This window comes from Paenibacillus silvestris, assembly GCF_009882985.1.
Classification (GTDB): Bacteria; Bacillota; Bacilli; order Paenibacillales; family NBRC-103111; genus Paenibacillus_E; species Paenibacillus_E silvestris.
In genome coordinates this window covers 26,254-42,683 of record NZ_WTUZ01000020.1, presented here as the reverse complement: position 1 = coordinate 42,683, position 16,430 = coordinate 26,254, and the positions used below count along the sequence as shown (strand labels likewise).

The following is a 16,430-nucleotide window of genomic DNA, read 5'->3' as shown; positions in this document are numbered from 1 at the left end:
AGTTTTTCCATCTATTATCTCCGTATGACTACGCTATCATTGGTAAAAATAACTGTTGACACAAACTGAGCTACTTACTACTATAAAGGTGTGGGTAATTGGATGATCCAATTCTCAGCATATTGCCAGACGGAAGGTACTCATCATGACAATAAAGAAAATTAAGTACCACAGAGTGTATGAGGATGTCATTGAGCAGATTGAAAAGCTGATCCTTGAAGGCAACCTTGCTCCTGGAGACGTTTTGCCAACGGAAAGAGAGCTTGCCCAAGCTTTCGGAATCAGCCGCGGGACTTTGCGTGAAGCGTTCCGAATTCTGGAACGAGAAGGGCTGATCGAGACTCGTCCAGGTGGCGGTCGATTTCTTAACAAGAACCTCAGCAAGGCGGAAGATAAAACGAGAATCCTCGATAATATTGAGAGAGCTACGATTATTGAGCTGCTTGAGGCTAGGGAGATTTTTGAAACAGGCATCGTGGAATTGGCAGCACAAAGAGCATCCGATCAGGATATTCTAGAAATTGAAAGCGCTCTCGAAAAATGGGGCACTATTGACAGCGAATCGGATGATCCCGTTTCTCCAGATCAAGCCTTTCATCTATCCATAGCCAAAGCAACACATAATGTGGTGTTGGTGAATCTCATCGATCTTAACATGGATTTGTTGAAAAGGACGGCTACGAAGACAGTGGAAATACCTGGCCGTAGAAGTGAAGTGTACAAAGAGCATTTTAACATTTTCCAGGCTATTAAAGAGAGAGATCCACTTAAAGCGAAAGAAACGCTGCTGTACCACTTGAAGCAAGTCAAACAAAATATTCAATTGAAATAGCCGAAAACGGATGAAGTCTATCCGTCTCATGTAATTGGGTCATCCAATTACCCAAATCATAATGTAATCGCTTTATCTTAAATGTAAGCGGCTACAAGGATATCATTTTCGATTCTCGTGCCGTATCCCATTCTTCTAGAGGCACTACTACGAAACGATTGAAGTAATGGAAGACGGCTTCAGAATAATAGATAGACAAAAAAGGGAGGAAATAGAATGAAAAAGTCACTTCTTATGGTGGTCACGGCTTTAATGGTTGTAACAACCGCATGCTCCAGCGGCGGCAGCAAATCTCCGAGCAATTCGGCAGCTCCAACGTCTGCACCAGCTGCAACAACAGCAGGGGATGCGACGAAAGAGCCGGTTACACTTTCCATTGTGGCGAAAGATTTAATGGGAGATGACCCTGGTGTTCAGAAGCTGATGAAAGGCATCGAAGAAGGAATGAAGGCGGAGGGCAAAAATATTAAGCTGAAAGTAGTCCCTGTACAAAGCGGGACCTACTCAGAGAAGCTGGGCTTGCTGCTGCAAAGCGGCAATATTCCTGATCTTATTTACTTCCAAGGCGGCGACTACCAATTTGCCGTGACACAAAAAATCCTCGAAGATTTGACGCCTTTTATCGATAAGTCGACGAATGTGAAGGCATCGATGAACGTTTTTAACCAAGAGAGAATGAAGAACTATCCATATCTGTTATGGCTGTCGCCTCTGAATAGTGCTGTGCCTGTCGTTCGTCAAGACTGGTTTGATAAAACCGCATCGGGCAAGGACCTGCTGTCCAATCCAACAAGTGATAATTACTATGCCTTCTTCAAAGAGTTGAAGGAGAAAAGCGGCGCGAAGTACGCCTACACGGCGGCTGGAACACTCGATGAGCTCGACGTTATGTTCGGTCAGTCCTTTGGTCTGACATCCACGTGGATCAAAGGTGATGACGGTAAATATGCCTTCGGCAAAACAACACAGTTTGAAAAAGATAAACTTCTATTCTACGCCAAATTGTACAAAGATGGCCTGCTGGATCCCGAGTTCCTGACCAAGAAATGGGATACGAAAGAGAAAGCCTTTTATGATGGGCAAGCAGCTATCATGGCAGGTACTCAAGGCAAAGTTATCGACATCTACAACAATAAATCGGTTAGTCAAAATGGAGCAGCTGCCAAAGTCATGACACTGCCGCCAGCAAAAGGCAAAGCACAAGGTTATACCCCGGTTGATATCAGTAAGGAAAGCCGCGGCTTTGCTATCGCTAAGACATCAAAGAACAAAGATATGGCCTTTGCGGTTCTGGAATATATGGCCGGTCAGAAAGGTCAAATGCTAGATAAGCTTGGTGTTGAGGGCGATGAATACCAAATCGTGAACAACAAAATCAAATTAACGGATAAATTTGCAGCGTGGTTCCCGCACTTTGTAGAGTCCACAGTGAACTTCAAGCCGGATAAAGAGTTTGATCCAGCAACACCTTATTTCTCTGAACAGGCAAGCAAATCTCTGCAAATGTTCGCTTCCATGTCGACGAAAGACAATACCTTTGTCATTCCTGCTGAGCTTGCTTCCAAGTGGGATGCTTCCACGGCCAAGTACAAAGAGTTTGCAGCTGATCTCGTAACTGGCAAGAAAAGCGCAGCAGATTTCGATAAGTTTGTTCAAGATTGGAACGCAGCAGGCGGTAAAGAAGTGACGGAATACGCGAATAAAACGATCAAATAAATAACTGACTAGGGTGGGGCGTGAGCCCCACTTTTTACCAATGAATAGAGAGGTGAAGGCAATGGAAGCGCAGGCATTTCATACGGAAGATGACAATCGGGTGTTCATTCCAGAAACATCGTACATTTATCGTGTTCAACATCGCATCATGGAGGGGGATTGCCAGTGTGATCACGGCCCATTTCTAGTTACGGTGCAGGCTTTCTATATGGATAAATACCCTGTTACCAATGAGCAATACAAGCAGTTTCTTGATGAGAGCGGCTATTATCCAGAGGACAGTCACAATTTTATCAAACATTGGCAAGAAAGCGGTATTCCTCAGGGGAAGGAGAATCATCCGGTTATTTGGGTCAGTCAAGAGGATGCAAGAGCTTATGCAAAATGGAAAGGCGGCAGACTTCCGAAGGAGACGGAATGGCAGCTTGCGGCGGGAGGCAACCAGAAATTAAAGTGGCCATGGGGCAATCAATACAACGCCGATAAGTGTCATTCTTCCGGTTTCGATACGATGCCGGTCGATACTTTTTCGTCCAACAGCAGCCCTTATGGTTGTGTAGACCTGTCCGGCAATGCTTGGGAATGGATGGATGACACCGTAAACGATGAACAGCACAAATTCACCTTTTTAAGGGGAGGCTCCTATTATAAGGCGCCGCATACCTGGCATGCGGAAGGCGGTCCACACCCGACTGATTATCATCTGAAATTCCAACTGTTGAATGAAGGGTTAAACCGCTGCGAAACCGTTGGTTTCCGCTGCGTATACGAGGTGACACGATGATTCTGAGCGATAAGGTTATGAACATAATTACGATTAAAAATGACAAAATGGGATTTGCCATCAAGCATGATGGCCGTCTGATGCTGCATCAAGTGTTTCACAATGCGATCCATCAGCGTGCTGAATTGACATCGGAAGAAGCTGAATTGTTCACGATGGAGCTTGAAGGCGGGCACATGCTCCCTTGCAGCCAGTGGCTCATTACCGGGATTGAGTCGGGAGGTGATCAAACGGAAGAACTAGTATCCGTTTCATTATCGATTCAATGCGGGCAGGATGAACTGATGGCAAAAGTTATTTTTCTTCATCAGTTGGAGGATCAATCGATTCGATACCTGATCCAGCTTAGCGCTAAGTGGGATGAATCAGGGCCGAAGGAAGTTTACTTACACATGCCATTCCTGGCGAATCTTAGATTGGACGAAGAGCATCCGAATCATTACTATTTTCCGTCTAACCCTCAATCGAAGCGGGATGGCAGCAGCATCATGCAGATGCACGTTGAATTTACGATGCCGCTTGGCATTTTCCATCCCAATCAGCTCCATGGTTTTAGCTTGGAATTCCCTAACTTAAATGAATATTGGTTCATTTGGGTGCAAAATCGCAACATGGAATTAAAGCAAATGGCATCTCTTACGGAGCTTAAGCAGCACCGCTTGCTGCTTCGCCCTGATCCATCACTGGCTGATGTGATGGAAATCAAGTTCTCGGCGATTGAGCGCGGGTGGGTGGAGTTCTTCAACAACTGGAGGCAGAATGCCCGCAAGCCGATTTCTTTCAAAGAGTACGAGCGGCCGGAGTTGAAATGGTACAACGATACGTTTCTGCAGCATTTTACGTATATCTTCAGCAAAGAAGTATATGATTTTGAAAAAAATCAGATTGACGTGGAACGTTTACTTCAACAAGGTGAAGCATTCGGAGGCTATGATTCCGTGCTATTATGGCATCAGTATCCGCGCCTTGGTGTAGACAGCAGAAATCAATGGGAGTTTTTCGGGGAGTTTCCTGGAGGCATGCCGGGATTGAAAAATACGGTGGAACAATTTCACCAGCGCGGCGTAAAGGTATTCTTGCCTTTTAAACCGTGGGATATTGGCTTTGACGAGTCTGTGAAGCAATCCACGCTGAGTATCGTGGAGATCGTAAGAGAAACGGATATCGACGGCGTATTCCTGGATACGATGGACAGTGTTCCCGATAGTTTCCGCGATGCGGTTCACGAAATTAAACCTGACTTCGTTTTCTGCTCCGAAGGGCGCCCGAAAAAGAAGCATCAAATTGAAATCATTACCGGTTCGTGGAACCAGTTCAAGAATAAAGAATCAATGCCGGAGACCGATATCTTCCGATATGTGATGACGGAGCATTTTTCGCCGATTATTTCACGCTGGCATGTTGGCATTCGCAAGGATTTGCTCATTAAGCGGGCTATCTTTAATGGTACTGGCATACTGGTTTGGCAGGATGTTTTTGGCAGTTGGTTGCCCTATAACAAGCTTCAGCAGGCGGCAATCAAGAAGTGGAAGACCATCTGGCGGGAGCATAAAGCCAACTACCAGAGTTCGGGCCCTGTCCCGTTATATCCAACTCTGCAGAGTGGATTGTATTGTAATGCCTTTCCAGCCGATGATGGGAGGAGTATTATTTATACAGTTTATAATGACACGGATGAGGAGATTCTTGGGGATTTGTTGACATGTACGAGCTCGGAAATCACGAGTATAGCGGAGCTGTGGGATGATCTTCCGGTGCATGTGGAGCAGCTTGAGGGGTATGATCTTATTCGCGGGACTGTGAAGTCTAAACAGTTGTCGATTATTAAAGTGGGTTTATGATAGATACGAGGTTAGCTGCCCCTTCTTATGAGATTAACTGGAAAAACTACTGCTATTTATTGGAATAGGGCTGCTAAAGTTTGATTAACTGGAATTTCTCCTGTTAATGGGATAGTTGAGCTAGTGAAGTGGGGTATTCAAGACTAATTAGCGGTATTTTTTCCATTTAATTAGCAATATAAGTCGGTATATGATTAAAATAACTGGAGTATTTCCCGTTAATTATAAACTGCGGATAGTGGATACGCAATTATCCTGATTGCCAGGGCCGCGTTTGGTGAAAGGAAAAAAACGAGAAACGAAGCGAGAACTGACCGCTTTCATTTCTCGTTTTTTTGAATTCAACCCTGGGACACACTCTCTTGCACTCAATCCACCAACCGCAAAAGCTCCGCCTTCACACTATCGTAAGCGTTCCGATCGCCTTTTTTAGCATAAAATCGAAGCCCGTCTATGCCCTTGAATAGCAGCGCACACTTCAAACGCTCCTCGAAATGCGGAATGTCTCGCCCCTCGCTAGCCCAAGCGCTGCGCACCATTTCTGGAAATTGCAACTGCGGCGTCCAGAGATGCTGCGTCGCCAAATCGAACACGAAGTCGCCATAGAAGGCCATCTCCCAGTCAACAATACCCGTGACACGCTGCCCGTCCGTCAGCATATTCCCCAGATGGAAATCGCCATGCACAAGATATCGCTGCTGCGTGGAATAGGTCGATAACTCTATCATGATGCCGTATAAGTGCTGATAAACGTCCTTTTCCAGGAAAGTATCCTCAAAGAGCGCATACCAGTTATGCCAGAAGCCAGTCTGCTCCTCCCGAAAGAAGGAAGCAAGGAAATCAGGCCAACTCTCGTGCGTGCCGTCTCCTGAGGGCTGAATCCAGCCATACCCTTTGGCCCGGCCAAGCTGGACTTCATTCTTTATTTTAAAATGCTGGATAAGATCGGGAAGAATCTGCTTGATTTCGGCTTCCGGATAGGAGATGATGGTACGTCCCGGTACCTTTTCGGCAATGGAAAAGCACAGATCTTCGTTCACACGGCCAATCTCAAGAACACGAGGAATCGGCAGGCCTTGGGACGAAAATGTTTCATGCACATAACGTTCTCTAACAAAACCTTCACTGCCACTGTTAAAATGAATGATAAATTCCTCATCGTGCTGTCTATAGCTGAACACTTTGCTAACTTCGCCTTGCTCAATCGGCTGTAAATCGGTAACTGGCTTGTTCAAAATCTGCTGCAAGAAAGCTTCTGCTGATCGGGTATCCATGTTGGGTTTAATGCCGGACATCTTGCCATCACCTTCCCTAATTCATCCTATGTTGGTTATTCGCAGCCTGGCTATATGAGACATGAAAGCAGGATACTTCCTAGTCTATCACGAAAATCTGTAGTGGAAAAATAAAACAATTCGGAGAGAAATTTCATTATACAAAAGGAGCGAACAATGAACTTATTTCATTTTAGTGAAGAAAGCGGAATTCGTGTGTTTGTGCCTAGAGTGAAAGAAAATCATAATAATATGCCTCCCGTCGTCTGGGCGATTGAAGATGTTCACGCTTTTACCTACTATTTTCCAAGAAATTGTCCCCGTATTGTCTATACAAGAACGAATGAGATCTCCGATGAGGATCATGAGAAGTTTTTTAACCTAACCTCCTCCGATATTGTCGTGACGGTTGAAACAGATTGGTACGAACGCATACAACGTACAACGCTATATCGATATAAAATGCCGAGCGACACCTTTCAAGTATTTGATGCCTGTGCCGGTTACTACATTTCCCCTCAAACCATCATTCCTGAAGAAGTTGAACCACTTACGAACCTCTTGGATCGCCTCATGCAGCTGGGTATCGAGGTGAGATTCACCCCTAACCTGCATCCACTGAGAAACGCTATTTTGAGCTCAACGTTGAACGATTTTGGTATACATAGATTTGCGAACGCGAAAGGGGCTGACCTATGATGGAGCATAGCGCCCAAATAACTAGCAAGTGAATTTGACCTCACCAAACACAACTGACAGCACGCTGTCAGGGTATCTCCTGTATGATTAAGGTAACAATGAGAGATGACATTTAGCCAAGGGAGAGATTATTATGACAGAGCAAATACGGAACATGTACGATTACCATGTATGGGCAAATCAAACAATGCTGAATCACTTGAAAAAACTGGGCCAGGACATTTACACACAGGAGATTCAAAGTGTTTTTCCAACAGTGGCTAAGACCATCGCTCACATTTATGTTGTGGATTCCGGTTGGTTAGATATGATGCAGGGCAAAAGCATGAAGGAAGCCATGACGGATTCGGGCCAATTGACGGCTAATGCGGAAACCAAGAGCATGGAGGAAATAGAAATCATGTATGCCCAATTGGCAGACAGGTTCAAAGCATTTCTGGATGCGCAAGAATCCTTAGAGGAGACGATTGTGCTAGATAATCCTTATGCAGGGGTGCGTGATACCAGCCGCGCGGAAATGCTCCTTCAAGTGGTCAATCATGGCACCTATCACCGGGGAAATATTACTGCGATGCTGCGCCAAATGGGGCACGCCTCTGTGATGACGGAGTTTGCGCTGTTTTGGTATGCGGGCTAAATTACTCCTATTCCTTCATATTTTGCAGAGCTTCAATCGCATAATTCAGCTCAACATCTTGTCCTCGAACATACTTCTCTTCGAAAGTTTGCTCATTTAAAGGGATCTTGATATCGGGAATGGCTCCTCCTAACCCCTTATCGTTACTATCGCCTTGAATCATTTTTTCTTGATTCAGCGATCTTCCGTCTGGCATTTGCAGGACGTAACCTTCCGGCATTTCAACTACGATAGGGCTTGATACAACTCCAAATGATCCATTTGTTGATGTAAATCCGACAATTCGGGCATGGGGCAAGCCCTTGACTGCAAGCGGTAATCCTTCTCCGGAACTTCCAGTTCGTTGATTAATCAGAACAGCTAGCTTTCCGTCATAGGAAGGCGTTAAGGGTTTAATTGTACGAGTTTCATTAGGATTGATTTCAAATGTACCAGTCCTATGATTGTAATAACTCACATATTCATAAAACTTCGGCTCTTTCACCAAATAACCTGCCATCGCAGCAACGAGGTCATCATCTCCCCCCGGATTGTCCCGAACATCAATAATCAGGCCTTTTATTTGTTTTTCCTCAAACTCTTTTAACAGGTTTTCGAACACTTTTTCTGGATGAGTCATGGTCGCACTTGGAAGAAAGTATCTCATTTTCACATAGCCATACCCGTTGCTTAGAACTTTGCCTTCCACAGGTGCATCCGTTTTGGTTAACTTTACTCTTGTCTTTTTTAGTGTCTCGTAATTGTCGTCATACGCCTTTAGCGTTACTTTTTTAATTTCGTTATCACCTTTGTTTTTAAAAGCTACCTGAATGTCTTTTCCAATGGACGTTCTTGTCATGAACCTTCCTTGATTAGCAAGTTGGTCACCCCCCCGTAGCCATGGGAGCTTCGCTCCAGGAGGTAGTCTGATAAGCTTCTCGCGCCTCCTTGCCATCCCAGGAAATGATCTCAGCCCCAAGCTCGATGCCGCTTTGTTCAGCAGGACTGCCTGCTATAAGCAAATTGACCATTACCTTGCTTTGATCTAATTGAATCGTACTTAAACCAACACCACCGCCAACTTCTCGTTTGAATATTTGATTGTCATCGTACAAGTTCTCATTCATGATTTTGACATGCCCGTCTCGAAAAGAAGAAAGATACGATCTTAACGTCTTATCATATAATTCTTTATCCTTCTGCTGCTCTGCCTGTTGAAAAAGGGGTTCATACTTATCTTTCAGTGCCGCCCAGTCGACCTTTTTCCATTCCCCAAAGGGGTATTCTCTGGAGAGTCGCTCGTTCAGTCGTACAAAGGCTTGGGAATAGCTTAAATGGCTGAATTGACTCACCGGATTGAAACGGGACTCACCTGCCAGCATCATGGATAGGACAAGAGGGGAGAAACCAATTAGACAGAGAACGACCCTTAGTATTCTGTACTTGGGCATAGGGATGCAACGAACCGGTCTATATACTTTCTTGACTGTACATAAGAAAATTACCGCGGTCACAGCGTAGAGTAACAATGCCAGAATAGTTTTATCGCCTTGTAACACACTTACAATCGCGATAAGGAGGCCAGCGCTGGGCAGAAAATCAAACCACCTAACATATTTTTGGATAGGTATTGCGTACCACACTAAAACAATGAAATTGATAGCAAGTAATAGTAATTCATAATCAGTGAACCACTTGAGTGAGCCAAACAGATTTCCAATCGTGATCATTTTGTTATCTCCTTCCTACGAAGCTTAGAATGTTTCTAAAGCTTAGAAAAGAAATATGAACGGAGCGTGAATAACAAAAACCGGCACCCCTAGGTACCGGCTAATCAATTAAAGCTTATTTGGCGGAGAGATTGGAATACATAGGGTGAACTTTGCACCTTGTCCGACTGTGCTTTCTACTTCAATGTTTCCATGATGATTGACAATAATTTGCTTCACAATGGCGAGACCTAGACCGCTGCCCAGGCTGTTACGAGATTTATCCGTTTTGTAAAAGCGCACGAAAATATGACTCAATTCCTCAGGCTTAATTCCAATCCCTGAATCTTGGATGGAAACGGTATGTACATGGCTATTGGTTAGAAGCTCAATCCGGATTGTGCCATGATCAGGCGTGAATTTGATACTATTTCCAAGCAGGTTAATCCAAACTTGATTGAGCTGGTCGTAATCGGCTGTGATCTTAGCGGCAATGGGCAGCGTCAAGTCGATTCGAATGTTTTTGGCGGCCCAGAGCGGTTCGCAAGAAACAACGGCCTGTCGGATTTGTTCATCGAGGTTGAACGTTTTTAAGACAAAAGGATGATGCGTTGATTCGAGGGAAGCAAGCTTGAGTAAATTATCGCTAAGTCGTGACAGTCTATCGCTTTCCATAAGAATGATATCCAAATACCGCTTCCGATTCTCTGGTGTTACCAGATGGTCAAGCTTCAGTGCTTTCGCAAAACCCGAAATGGAAGTTAACGGTGATTGAATTTCATGCGAAACATTGGAAACAAAATCCTGCCGCATCGTTTCCAACTGCTTAAGCTCACGGGCCGTCTCGTTGAAGCTTCGGGCAAGAATCCCTAATTCATCTTTTCGCGTAAGCTTTAATTTCACATCGAAATCGCCCTTAGCAAGTCGTTTGGTGGCTTTGGTCAATAATTTAAGGGGCATTACCAGGAAACGCGCAGCAATTAGAATGCACAAGCTTCCTATAACGAGTACCAGCAGCAAAATAGTAATTAGAAATCGATATAGAGTCTTCTCATTTTTGGTGGATGACAGTAAAAAAAAGAGCATAATTTTCACCTTTGAACACAAACGGTAGCCCGACATACATGACTCCTTCCGCTTTAACTTCTGATCGATATGTGCCGCCTTTCAGCACCTGTTGGAGGGGAGCTTGGTCAATAGCAGCAACTTGCCCTTTATTATCCGACCAAAATAATTTGATTTCACCAGAGGTAGTAAAAACCTGAATCGGGTACGCGGTTATCTGAGATGTCTTCTCCATGAAAGCTTCCAGATCCTGAGGCTGCGTTTGTTGATAAAGCCCCACAATATTATTGCTTACCTTCATCATATCGTTCTGTCCTATTTCGTTTAACTCTTTTTGGAAGATGGCGACTCCGATAATGAAGGATGAGATTAAGCCGATGACGATTGCAGCTAAAAAGGTGAGCACCACACGAACATATAAACTCTTCATTGTGCAACAACCACAAGTCTGTATCCAAGACCTCGTGTTGTTTCAATATAGAAATGGTTGATATCACTGGCAAATCTCTGTCGGAGCCTCTTGATGTGCACATCCACGGTCCTGTCGTCGCCTTCGTAGTCCGTCCCCCAAATTTGAATGATAAGGTGCTCCCGTGTGAAAATTTGGCCGGGATGACTGGCTAGCTTACACAGCAATTCGAACTCTTTTAAAGGGAGGGAATGTTCCTCATTTCCGCGAACGACCTTGTAAGTGTTGAGATTCAGCACAATTTCACCCAGGTGTATGAGCTTGGAGGAGAATATCCGGGAACGTTTCAACAGTGCTTTAACTCGCAGTACGAGCTCTACCGGATCAAATGGTTTTGCCAGATAATCGTCCGTCCCGAGCTGGAAGCCTTTCACTTTATGCGCGGATTCTCCTTTCGCTGTCACCATTAACAGGAGGATATGAGGATCCCGGCTTCTGATTTCTTTGCATAAATCCCAGCCATCCAGCAGTGGCATCATAATATCAAGTATGACAAGTTCAACGACTGTATCCTCCAGCACCGAGAGAGCTTCTTCTCCATTTCCTGCTTCAATAATGTCAAATCCTTCATTTTGCAGAAAAAGGCCCATCAGCTCGCGAATATGCCGGTCATCATCGGCAATAAGTATTTTGGTCACTCGTAGACTAACTCCTTTTGATAACTATTTTCGGGGTTCTAATTTATGAGTTGATCTAGTAAAGTGCTACTTAAACCAGCCCTTTTTCCAGAACCAAGCGAACATGCCAAGACCTATGCCGAACATGAAGATGAGAATAGCAAAATAGCCCCAGTGCCACTTCAATTCGGGCATATAGGCGAAATTCATCCCGTATAGTCCGGCAATGAACGTCAATGGCATGAAAATCGTGGTTATGACCGTCAATGTTTTCATAATGTTGTTCATTCGATTGGAATTCAAGGAGATGTAACTGTCGCGCATATCGGCCGTCATATCCCGGTTGGATTCAATCATCTCAGAAAGTTTAAGCAAATGATCATGAATATCCGTAAAGAATACAATGTGCGCTCGAAATTGTTCAATTCGATCCGTATTGATGACCCTGTACAGAAGATCGCGCATAGGTACGATCGTCCTGCGTATTTTTAGCAGCTTGGAGCGGATTTCAAAAATATCATTCATGAGCACCTCAATGCTCTCCGAGTGTACATTGTTCTCAATCTCGCTCAGTTGATCCTCTATTTGATACACACTTGGGAAATACTGATCAACCAAATTGTCAAGCACTAAGTAAGCGGCATAAATATGGCCTTCGCTTCGCAAGTTTTCTAGCTCGGACAGTCGGCACCAGGCATCCTCAATTTCTCTGGAATCATGTTGATGGAACGTGACGATGTAGTTGCTTCCCACAAACATGTCCACTTCTTCCGCATCCAGTGTCTTAGCATTCATTGCGTGCATGACAAAGAAATGGACATTTTCGTAATGGTCCATCTTCGGTCTTTGCAGCAAATAGAAGCAGTCTTCAATGGCCAATGGGTGAAAATGAAAATGGTCCTTTAACTCCAATGCTTCCTCTTCGCTGGGATTGTGAAAGTCAACCCAATACCATTTTATGTTGGCGTCATTGAGTTGGCGGAGTGGGATATCGTGATGTACCGTATTATCGGTTGTAACCGCTAGTGAACGAATCATAACAAAACTCCTAGGTTCAAATACGTTATTAATTTCTTATTTTACCATACAATGACATCAGAGCAGAATTTCCTGGGCAATAATCCGGCGATTTTTGTGGTAAAAGCAAGAAACAGGGTTTGTGTGAGTATTTTGTAACACAATTGGAATATTTCTGTTACAGTCCTCTAATATAAGTGGGGTATTATAATAAACAAGACCCCCTTTTTTAATATAAACTTTGGACCTGGCCCCGTTGGCTAGGTCCCTTTTTTTAGGGATCGGAGGTGCTGTTCGTGTCAAAGCCCTTAGTTATTATAGTCAATGGCCTCCCGGGTACAGGCAAAACAACCCTAGCGAAGCGCCTTGAACAAGACCTGCGCATGCCATTATTCTCGCGGGACGGCATATATGAGACCCTATATGATGCGTTAGATTGCGAGAGCCAAGGCTGCCCGCCATTATTGGCACCTACTGCATTTACAATGCTCTACTCCATGGCAAGCACCTTGTTAGCAGCGGGCCAATCTATGATCATTGAAGGTTTTTTTGGCCGACCTGAGTTAAGGAGCGCCGAATTTATGAACCTACAGAAGGCTTACGGATTCGAACCTTTTCAGATCCTGTGTAGAGCGGACGGGAACGTGCTTCTAGAACGATTCCTTGCGCGTATGGGGGCAAAAGAACGCCATGCTGGTCACTCTGACTTGGCATGGATTGAGCAGGAAGAAAACAAGGAGAGAATTTTACGAGGGCATCTTACTCCGCTAACGCTTGGCGGTACAATCGCAGAAATTGACACAACTACTCCTGACAGTTTTGATTATACGCTTTTAATGAAATCGATCCAGACAGCTTTGTTGAACTCTTAAGCCATCTAAATCCACGACGGGGGAACAGCAGCATGCATGATATGACGCTTCCAGCGGAATTGTCCCAACTGCTCAGAGGTTACGAATGGCAAAGAATAACGCTCGGTTTATCGCAATCTCAAACCTACTTATTGTCGGGTGCTTCATCGAACTTATACATAAAAATCCAATCCCTCACCGCGGCTGAAAGCCTTTATTGGGAGAAAGAACGGTTAGTCTGGCTGCAAGGGAGGCTACCTGTCCCAGAGGTTGTCTATTACGGACAAGACGACGCCAATGAATTCATGCTAATGACAGAGATCGAGGGAATCAACGCCTCGGATAAGTCTTACGAAAGCATGCTTCCGCAATTAATGCAGCAATTAGCCATTGGCCTTAGAGCTGTACACGAAGTACCTGTTGAGGGCTGCCCTTTTGACAAAACACTGAATGCGAAAGTGGTGGAAGCCAGAAGACGAGTGGAGCAGCAGCTTGTTGACGAGGAGGATTTTGACCAGCAAAGAGAAGGACGCACGGCGGAAAATTTGGTGCAGGAGCTCCTGGACTTGAAGCCGGAGAGCGAAGATTTGGTTTTTACGCACGGGGATTACTGTTTACCCAATATCATCCTCAAGGATGGAAGGGTTCATGGTTTTATTGATTGGGGCAGGGCGGGAATCGCAGATCGGTATCAGGATATAGCCCTGGCGATCCGAAGTATAGGGTACAACTTTGGCAATGAGCATGTGCAAACTTTCCTTGATGCTTATGGTCTCACGGCCTTAGATGAAGCAAAAGTCCACTATTATCAACTCATGGATGAGTTTTTCTAAGTGCAGAGGAACTACAGTCCGCTATTTGGCCGAAAAATGGCTATGTCGCCGCTCGGAGGGAACTACGTTCCGCTATTTCATCGAATTCGGCTGACATTCAGTCATCCGAGGGGATATAAGACCCTGTAGTTCCGCTCATATGCAGAAATCAGCTATTTTGCTCGAATAGCGCCCTGTAGTTCCCTTTGCCTCCCTTTGTCTCCCTTTGTCACCACTGCCATCACAGCCATCACAGCCATCACCACTGCCACTCCCGCAGCTCATGACTTCGTCTTCATCTCGCCGAACTCGCCGAGCCAGCACCGCTCAAAAAAGGGACCTAGCCGCCAAGGCCAGGTCCCTTCTTATTTATCGCTTCGAACGATAGATTTCCTTCACGATCCGGTAAGCCAGCTTAGGCTTGCGATACTCATTCAGCAATCCTTTGTTGTTAAAGCTCCGCGCGCGATCGCGGAAATAAGGGCGATCACTGCGCACATCGACGCGGATGTCGGCGAAATGCCAAATCAGTGTTCCGACGATGCGCGGATCCTCACGGAAAATCTGCAGCGCCTGCTGCACAACATCAGCCTGATAGTCTTCACTGAACAAGCGCGGTTCCCAGCCTGCGTCACCGAAAATACCGGCTGCCCCGAACTCGCTCATGATCAGCGGCTTGTCCCCAGCGCCTTGCGCTTCAGCATTGCGATAATAGTTTTGCAGCATATCGCGGAATCCGTTTACGTTGCCTTCATACCAGCCGTAATATTTATTGATGCCGATGACATCGAAGTAAGACAGCACGATATCTTCCACGGGGTGCATGGTAGCGTAGGTGACTAGACGGCTTTCGTCCATGCTGCGGATTTTACCCACAAACTTTTTCGTAAGCTCAAGCGCCTCCGTCGTGCGTGTATCAATTTCATTATGAGCTCCCCAGAAAATAATGGAAGGATGATGATAATCCCGGGTAATCATTTCATCCAGCATCTTAACGCCACGTTCTGCAAAGAGAGGGCTAGCCAGTGTTTCTACACTCATAAAACAGCCCCACATCGGTATTTCGCTCCACAAAAGCATGCCATGTTCATCCAGTAAATCCATCCAGAACTGGCTTTGCGGATAATGCGAGCCGCGCACAATGTTGCAGCCTAGATCTTGCAGAATAGAGAGGTCTTTCAGCATGAGCTTAGGAGGGAAAGCAAAGCCCCACTCGGGATGCTCTTCGTGCCGGTTAACCCCTTGTAGATAGAGCTTTTTCCCGTTCAAAAGGATCTGGCCATTGTCGACGGAAACAGTACGAAATCCTGTACGGTCAATAAGGTCGTCCTCACCCGCTTGTACCTTGAACGTATATAGTTCTGGTTGGCCCACATCCCATCTACGGATGTTAGCAAGGGTTCCGCGTAGGGTCAATTGTGTGGATTGACCTGCTAGTAGTTGTACGGTTACAGCCGGGAAAACGAGTCCATTTGTAGAAGCATTAACCTCGACTTCGCTGTCGGTATTGCTCAAAGAGTTGACTTGGACTTGTAAGCTGATATCCGCTTGATCGCCTGTGAGATGATAATCGATTTTCATCGTATCAATGTAGACATCAGGCAGCTCTTGCAGCTCTACGGAACGGATAATACCGCCGTAAGAGTACCAATCGGCCACATCGGTCGGCAGTGTCTGCCAGTCCAACGTGCTGTCTACGCGAATAATAAGTTCATGCTGGCCTTGAGCCAAATGCGGAAGCAGCGTGCTGAACTGTGTATATCCTCCAAAATGATACCCGAGATGCAGACCATCTACATAGATATCCGCATGATGAAGAATGCCCTCAAAGATCAACCGAATGTTGCTGTCTTGTGTTGTATCGAAATAGGTGCGGTACCATGCGGCGCCAATATATTCGAATAAGCCTAATTCATTATTCCAACAGGAAGGAACAACGAGCTTACGGGAATCAGCAGGAAATTTCTTGTACCATTCTTCGGTAGTACCTAAATTACTTGGATCTGTGACAAAATCCCATAGACCATCAAGTGTGCGAGTTTTGCGAAGGATATGTTGTCCAAAAGTACGAATCAAAGGAAAAATCCCCTTTCATGTCTGTTTCGTAAAGCGTATCATGGAGGAATGG

At 45.2% G+C, this 16,430-nt stretch carries 16 protein-coding genes; 8 read left to right on the top strand and 8 right to left on the bottom strand.

Annotation, left to right across the window (positions count from 1 at the left end; all coding sequences use genetic code 11):
• Window positions 1-145: 145 nt before the first annotated feature.
• The 4 genes from GQF01_RS15545 to GQF01_RS15530 all read left to right on the top strand — a co-directional run bounded on the left by GQF01_RS15545 (window position 146) and on the right by GQF01_RS15530 (window position 5,173).
• Window positions 146-832 (top strand): FadR/GntR family transcriptional regulator, encoded by a 687-nt coding sequence (locus GQF01_RS15545; RefSeq protein WP_161407677.1) that lies wholly within the window; start codon window positions 146-148, stop codon window positions 830-832.
• A gap of 216 nt (window positions 833-1,048) precedes the next feature.
• Window positions 1,049-2,548: an extracellular solute-binding protein gene (locus tag GQF01_RS15540; RefSeq protein ID WP_161407676.1), complete on the top strand. Its 1,500-nt coding sequence runs from the start codon at window positions 1,049-1,051 to the stop codon at window positions 2,546-2,548.
• 40 nt (window positions 2,549-2,588) lie between these two features.
• Window positions 2,589-3,332 (top strand): formylglycine-generating enzyme family protein, encoded by a 744-nt coding sequence (locus GQF01_RS15535; protein ID WP_161407675.1) that lies wholly within the window; start codon window positions 2,589-2,591, stop codon window positions 3,330-3,332.
• Window positions 3,329-5,173 (top strand): hypothetical protein, encoded by a 1,845-nt coding sequence (locus tag GQF01_RS15530; RefSeq protein ID WP_161407674.1) that lies wholly within the window; start codon window positions 3,329-3,331, stop codon window positions 5,171-5,173. The genes GQF01_RS15535 and GQF01_RS15530 overlap by 4 nt, the downstream gene beginning before the upstream one ends.
• Before the next feature lie 368 nt (window positions 5,174-5,541).
• Here the strand turns inward: GQF01_RS15530 and GQF01_RS15525 are convergent, their stop codons facing one another.
• A complete protein-coding gene (locus GQF01_RS15525) occupies window positions 5,542-6,447 on the bottom strand; it encodes a phosphotransferase family protein (RefSeq protein WP_235959775.1) in 906 nt (301 codons plus the stop codon).
• A 177-nt stretch (window positions 6,448-6,624) separates the two neighbouring features.
• Here GQF01_RS15525 and GQF01_RS15520 point away from each other — a divergent pair, with 177 nt between their 5' ends.
• Together GQF01_RS15520 and GQF01_RS15515 are read left to right on the top strand one after the other, a co-directional pair.
• Complete coding sequence (locus GQF01_RS15520) at window positions 6,625-7,146, top strand: DUF6886 family protein (RefSeq protein WP_161407672.1); 522 nt, start codon at window positions 6,625-6,627, stop codon at window positions 7,144-7,146.
• A 133-nt stretch (window positions 7,147-7,279) separates the two neighbouring features.
• The gene (locus GQF01_RS15515; RefSeq protein WP_161407671.1) at window positions 7,280-7,783 is read left to right on the top strand and encodes a DinB family protein; all 504 of its coding nucleotides are present in this window, start codon (window positions 7,280-7,282) and stop codon (window positions 7,781-7,783) included.
• 7 nt (window positions 7,784-7,790) lie between these two features.
• On the opposite strand, the gene GQF01_RS15510 is transcribed toward GQF01_RS15515, so the two are convergent.
• The 6 genes from GQF01_RS15510 to corA all read right to left on the bottom strand — a co-directional run bounded on the left by GQF01_RS15510 (window position 7,791) and on the right by corA (window position 12,660).
• Window positions 7,791-8,621 carry a S41 family peptidase gene (locus GQF01_RS15510; protein ID WP_161407670.1) on the bottom strand — a complete coding sequence of 277 codons (831 nt, stop codon included), beginning with the start codon at window positions 8,619-8,621 and terminating at the stop codon, window positions 7,791-7,793.
• Window positions 8,622-8,646: 25 nt separating this feature from the next.
• On the bottom strand, window positions 8,647-9,492 hold the full coding sequence (locus GQF01_RS15505) for a hypothetical protein (protein ID WP_161407669.1): 846 nt from the start codon (window positions 9,490-9,492) through the stop codon (window positions 8,647-8,649).
• A gap of 108 nt (window positions 9,493-9,600) precedes the next feature.
• On the bottom strand, window positions 9,601-10,491 hold the full coding sequence (locus GQF01_RS15500) for a HAMP domain-containing sensor histidine kinase (RefSeq protein ID WP_235959764.1): 891 nt from the start codon (window positions 10,489-10,491) through the stop codon (window positions 9,601-9,603).
• A gap of 31 nt (window positions 10,492-10,522) precedes the next feature.
• The gene (locus GQF01_RS36310) at window positions 10,523-10,966 is read right to left on the bottom strand and encodes a hypothetical protein (protein ID WP_235959761.1); all 444 of its coding nucleotides are present in this window, start codon (window positions 10,964-10,966) and stop codon (window positions 10,523-10,525) included.
• Window positions 10,963-11,643, bottom strand: coding sequence for a response regulator transcription factor (locus tag GQF01_RS15495; RefSeq protein ID WP_161407668.1), 681 nt, complete (start codon window positions 11,641-11,643; stop codon window positions 10,963-10,965). Before GQF01_RS15495 ends, GQF01_RS36310 begins: the two co-directional genes overlap by 4 nt.
• 66 nt (window positions 11,644-11,709) lie before the next feature.
• Entirely contained in the window at window positions 11,710-12,660 is a 951-nt protein-coding gene (gene corA / locus GQF01_RS15490; RefSeq protein WP_161407667.1) for a magnesium/cobalt transporter CorA, read from the bottom strand.
• A 275-nt stretch (window positions 12,661-12,935) separates the two neighbouring features.
• On the opposite strand from corA, the gene GQF01_RS15485 reads away from it, so the two are divergent.
• Window positions 12,936-13,511 (top strand): AAA family ATPase, encoded by a 576-nt coding sequence (locus tag GQF01_RS15485; protein ID WP_161407666.1) that lies wholly within the window; start codon window positions 12,936-12,938, stop codon window positions 13,509-13,511.
• 32 nt (window positions 13,512-13,543) lie between these two features.
• Window positions 13,544-14,323, top strand: coding sequence for an APH(3') family aminoglycoside O-phosphotransferase (locus GQF01_RS15480; protein ID WP_161407665.1), 780 nt, complete (start codon window positions 13,544-13,546; stop codon window positions 14,321-14,323).
• A 348-nt stretch (window positions 14,324-14,671) separates the two neighbouring features.
• On the opposite strand, the gene GQF01_RS15475 is transcribed toward GQF01_RS15480, so the two are convergent.
• Window positions 14,672-16,378 carry a glycoside hydrolase family 2 protein gene (locus GQF01_RS15475; protein WP_161407664.1) on the bottom strand — a complete coding sequence of 569 codons (1,707 nt, stop codon included), beginning with the start codon at window positions 16,376-16,378 and terminating at the stop codon, window positions 14,672-14,674.
• Between the last annotated feature and the right edge of the window lie 52 nt (window positions 16,379-16,430).

Bases quoted from the DNA above. Each gene is read 5' to 3' on its own strand.
- GQF01_RS15505 (WP_161407669.1), bottom strand. From the start codon at position 9,492: ATGATCACGATTGGAAATCTGTTTGGCTCACTCAAGTGGTTCACTGAT.
- GQF01_RS15520 (WP_161407672.1), top strand. From the start codon at position 6,625: ATGAACTTATTTCATTTTAGTGAAGAAAGCGGAATTCGTGTGTTTGTG.
- corA (WP_161407667.1), bottom strand. From the start codon at position 12,660: ATGATTCGTTCACTAGCGGTTACAACCGATAATACGGTACATCACGAT.
- GQF01_RS15480 (WP_161407665.1), top strand. From the start codon at position 13,544: ATGCATGATATGACGCTTCCAGCGGAATTGTCCCAACTGCTCAGAGGT.
- GQF01_RS15545 (WP_161407677.1), top strand. From the start codon at position 146: ATGACAATAAAGAAAATTAAGTACCACAGAGTGTATGAGGATGTCATT.
- GQF01_RS36310 (WP_235959761.1), bottom strand. From the start codon at position 10,966: ATGAAGAGTTTATATGTTCGTGTGGTGCTCACCTTTTTAGCTGCAATC.
- GQF01_RS15540 (WP_161407676.1), top strand. From the start codon at position 1,049: ATGAAAAAGTCACTTCTTATGGTGGTCACGGCTTTAATGGTTGTAACA.
- GQF01_RS15515 (WP_161407671.1), top strand. From the start codon at position 7,280: ATGACAGAGCAAATACGGAACATGTACGATTACCATGTATGGGCAAAT.
- GQF01_RS15510 (WP_161407670.1), bottom strand. From the start codon at position 8,621: ATGACAAGAACGTCCATTGGAAAAGACATTCAGGTAGCTTTTAAAAAC.
- GQF01_RS15535 (WP_161407675.1), top strand. From the start codon at position 2,589: ATGAATAGAGAGGTGAAGGCAATGGAAGCGCAGGCATTTCATACGGAA.
- GQF01_RS15525 (WP_235959775.1), bottom strand. From the start codon at position 6,447: ATGGATACCCGATCAGCAGAAGCTTTCTTGCAGCAGATTTTGAACAAG.
- GQF01_RS15530 (WP_161407674.1), top strand. From the start codon at position 3,329: ATGATTCTGAGCGATAAGGTTATGAACATAATTACGATTAAAAATGAC.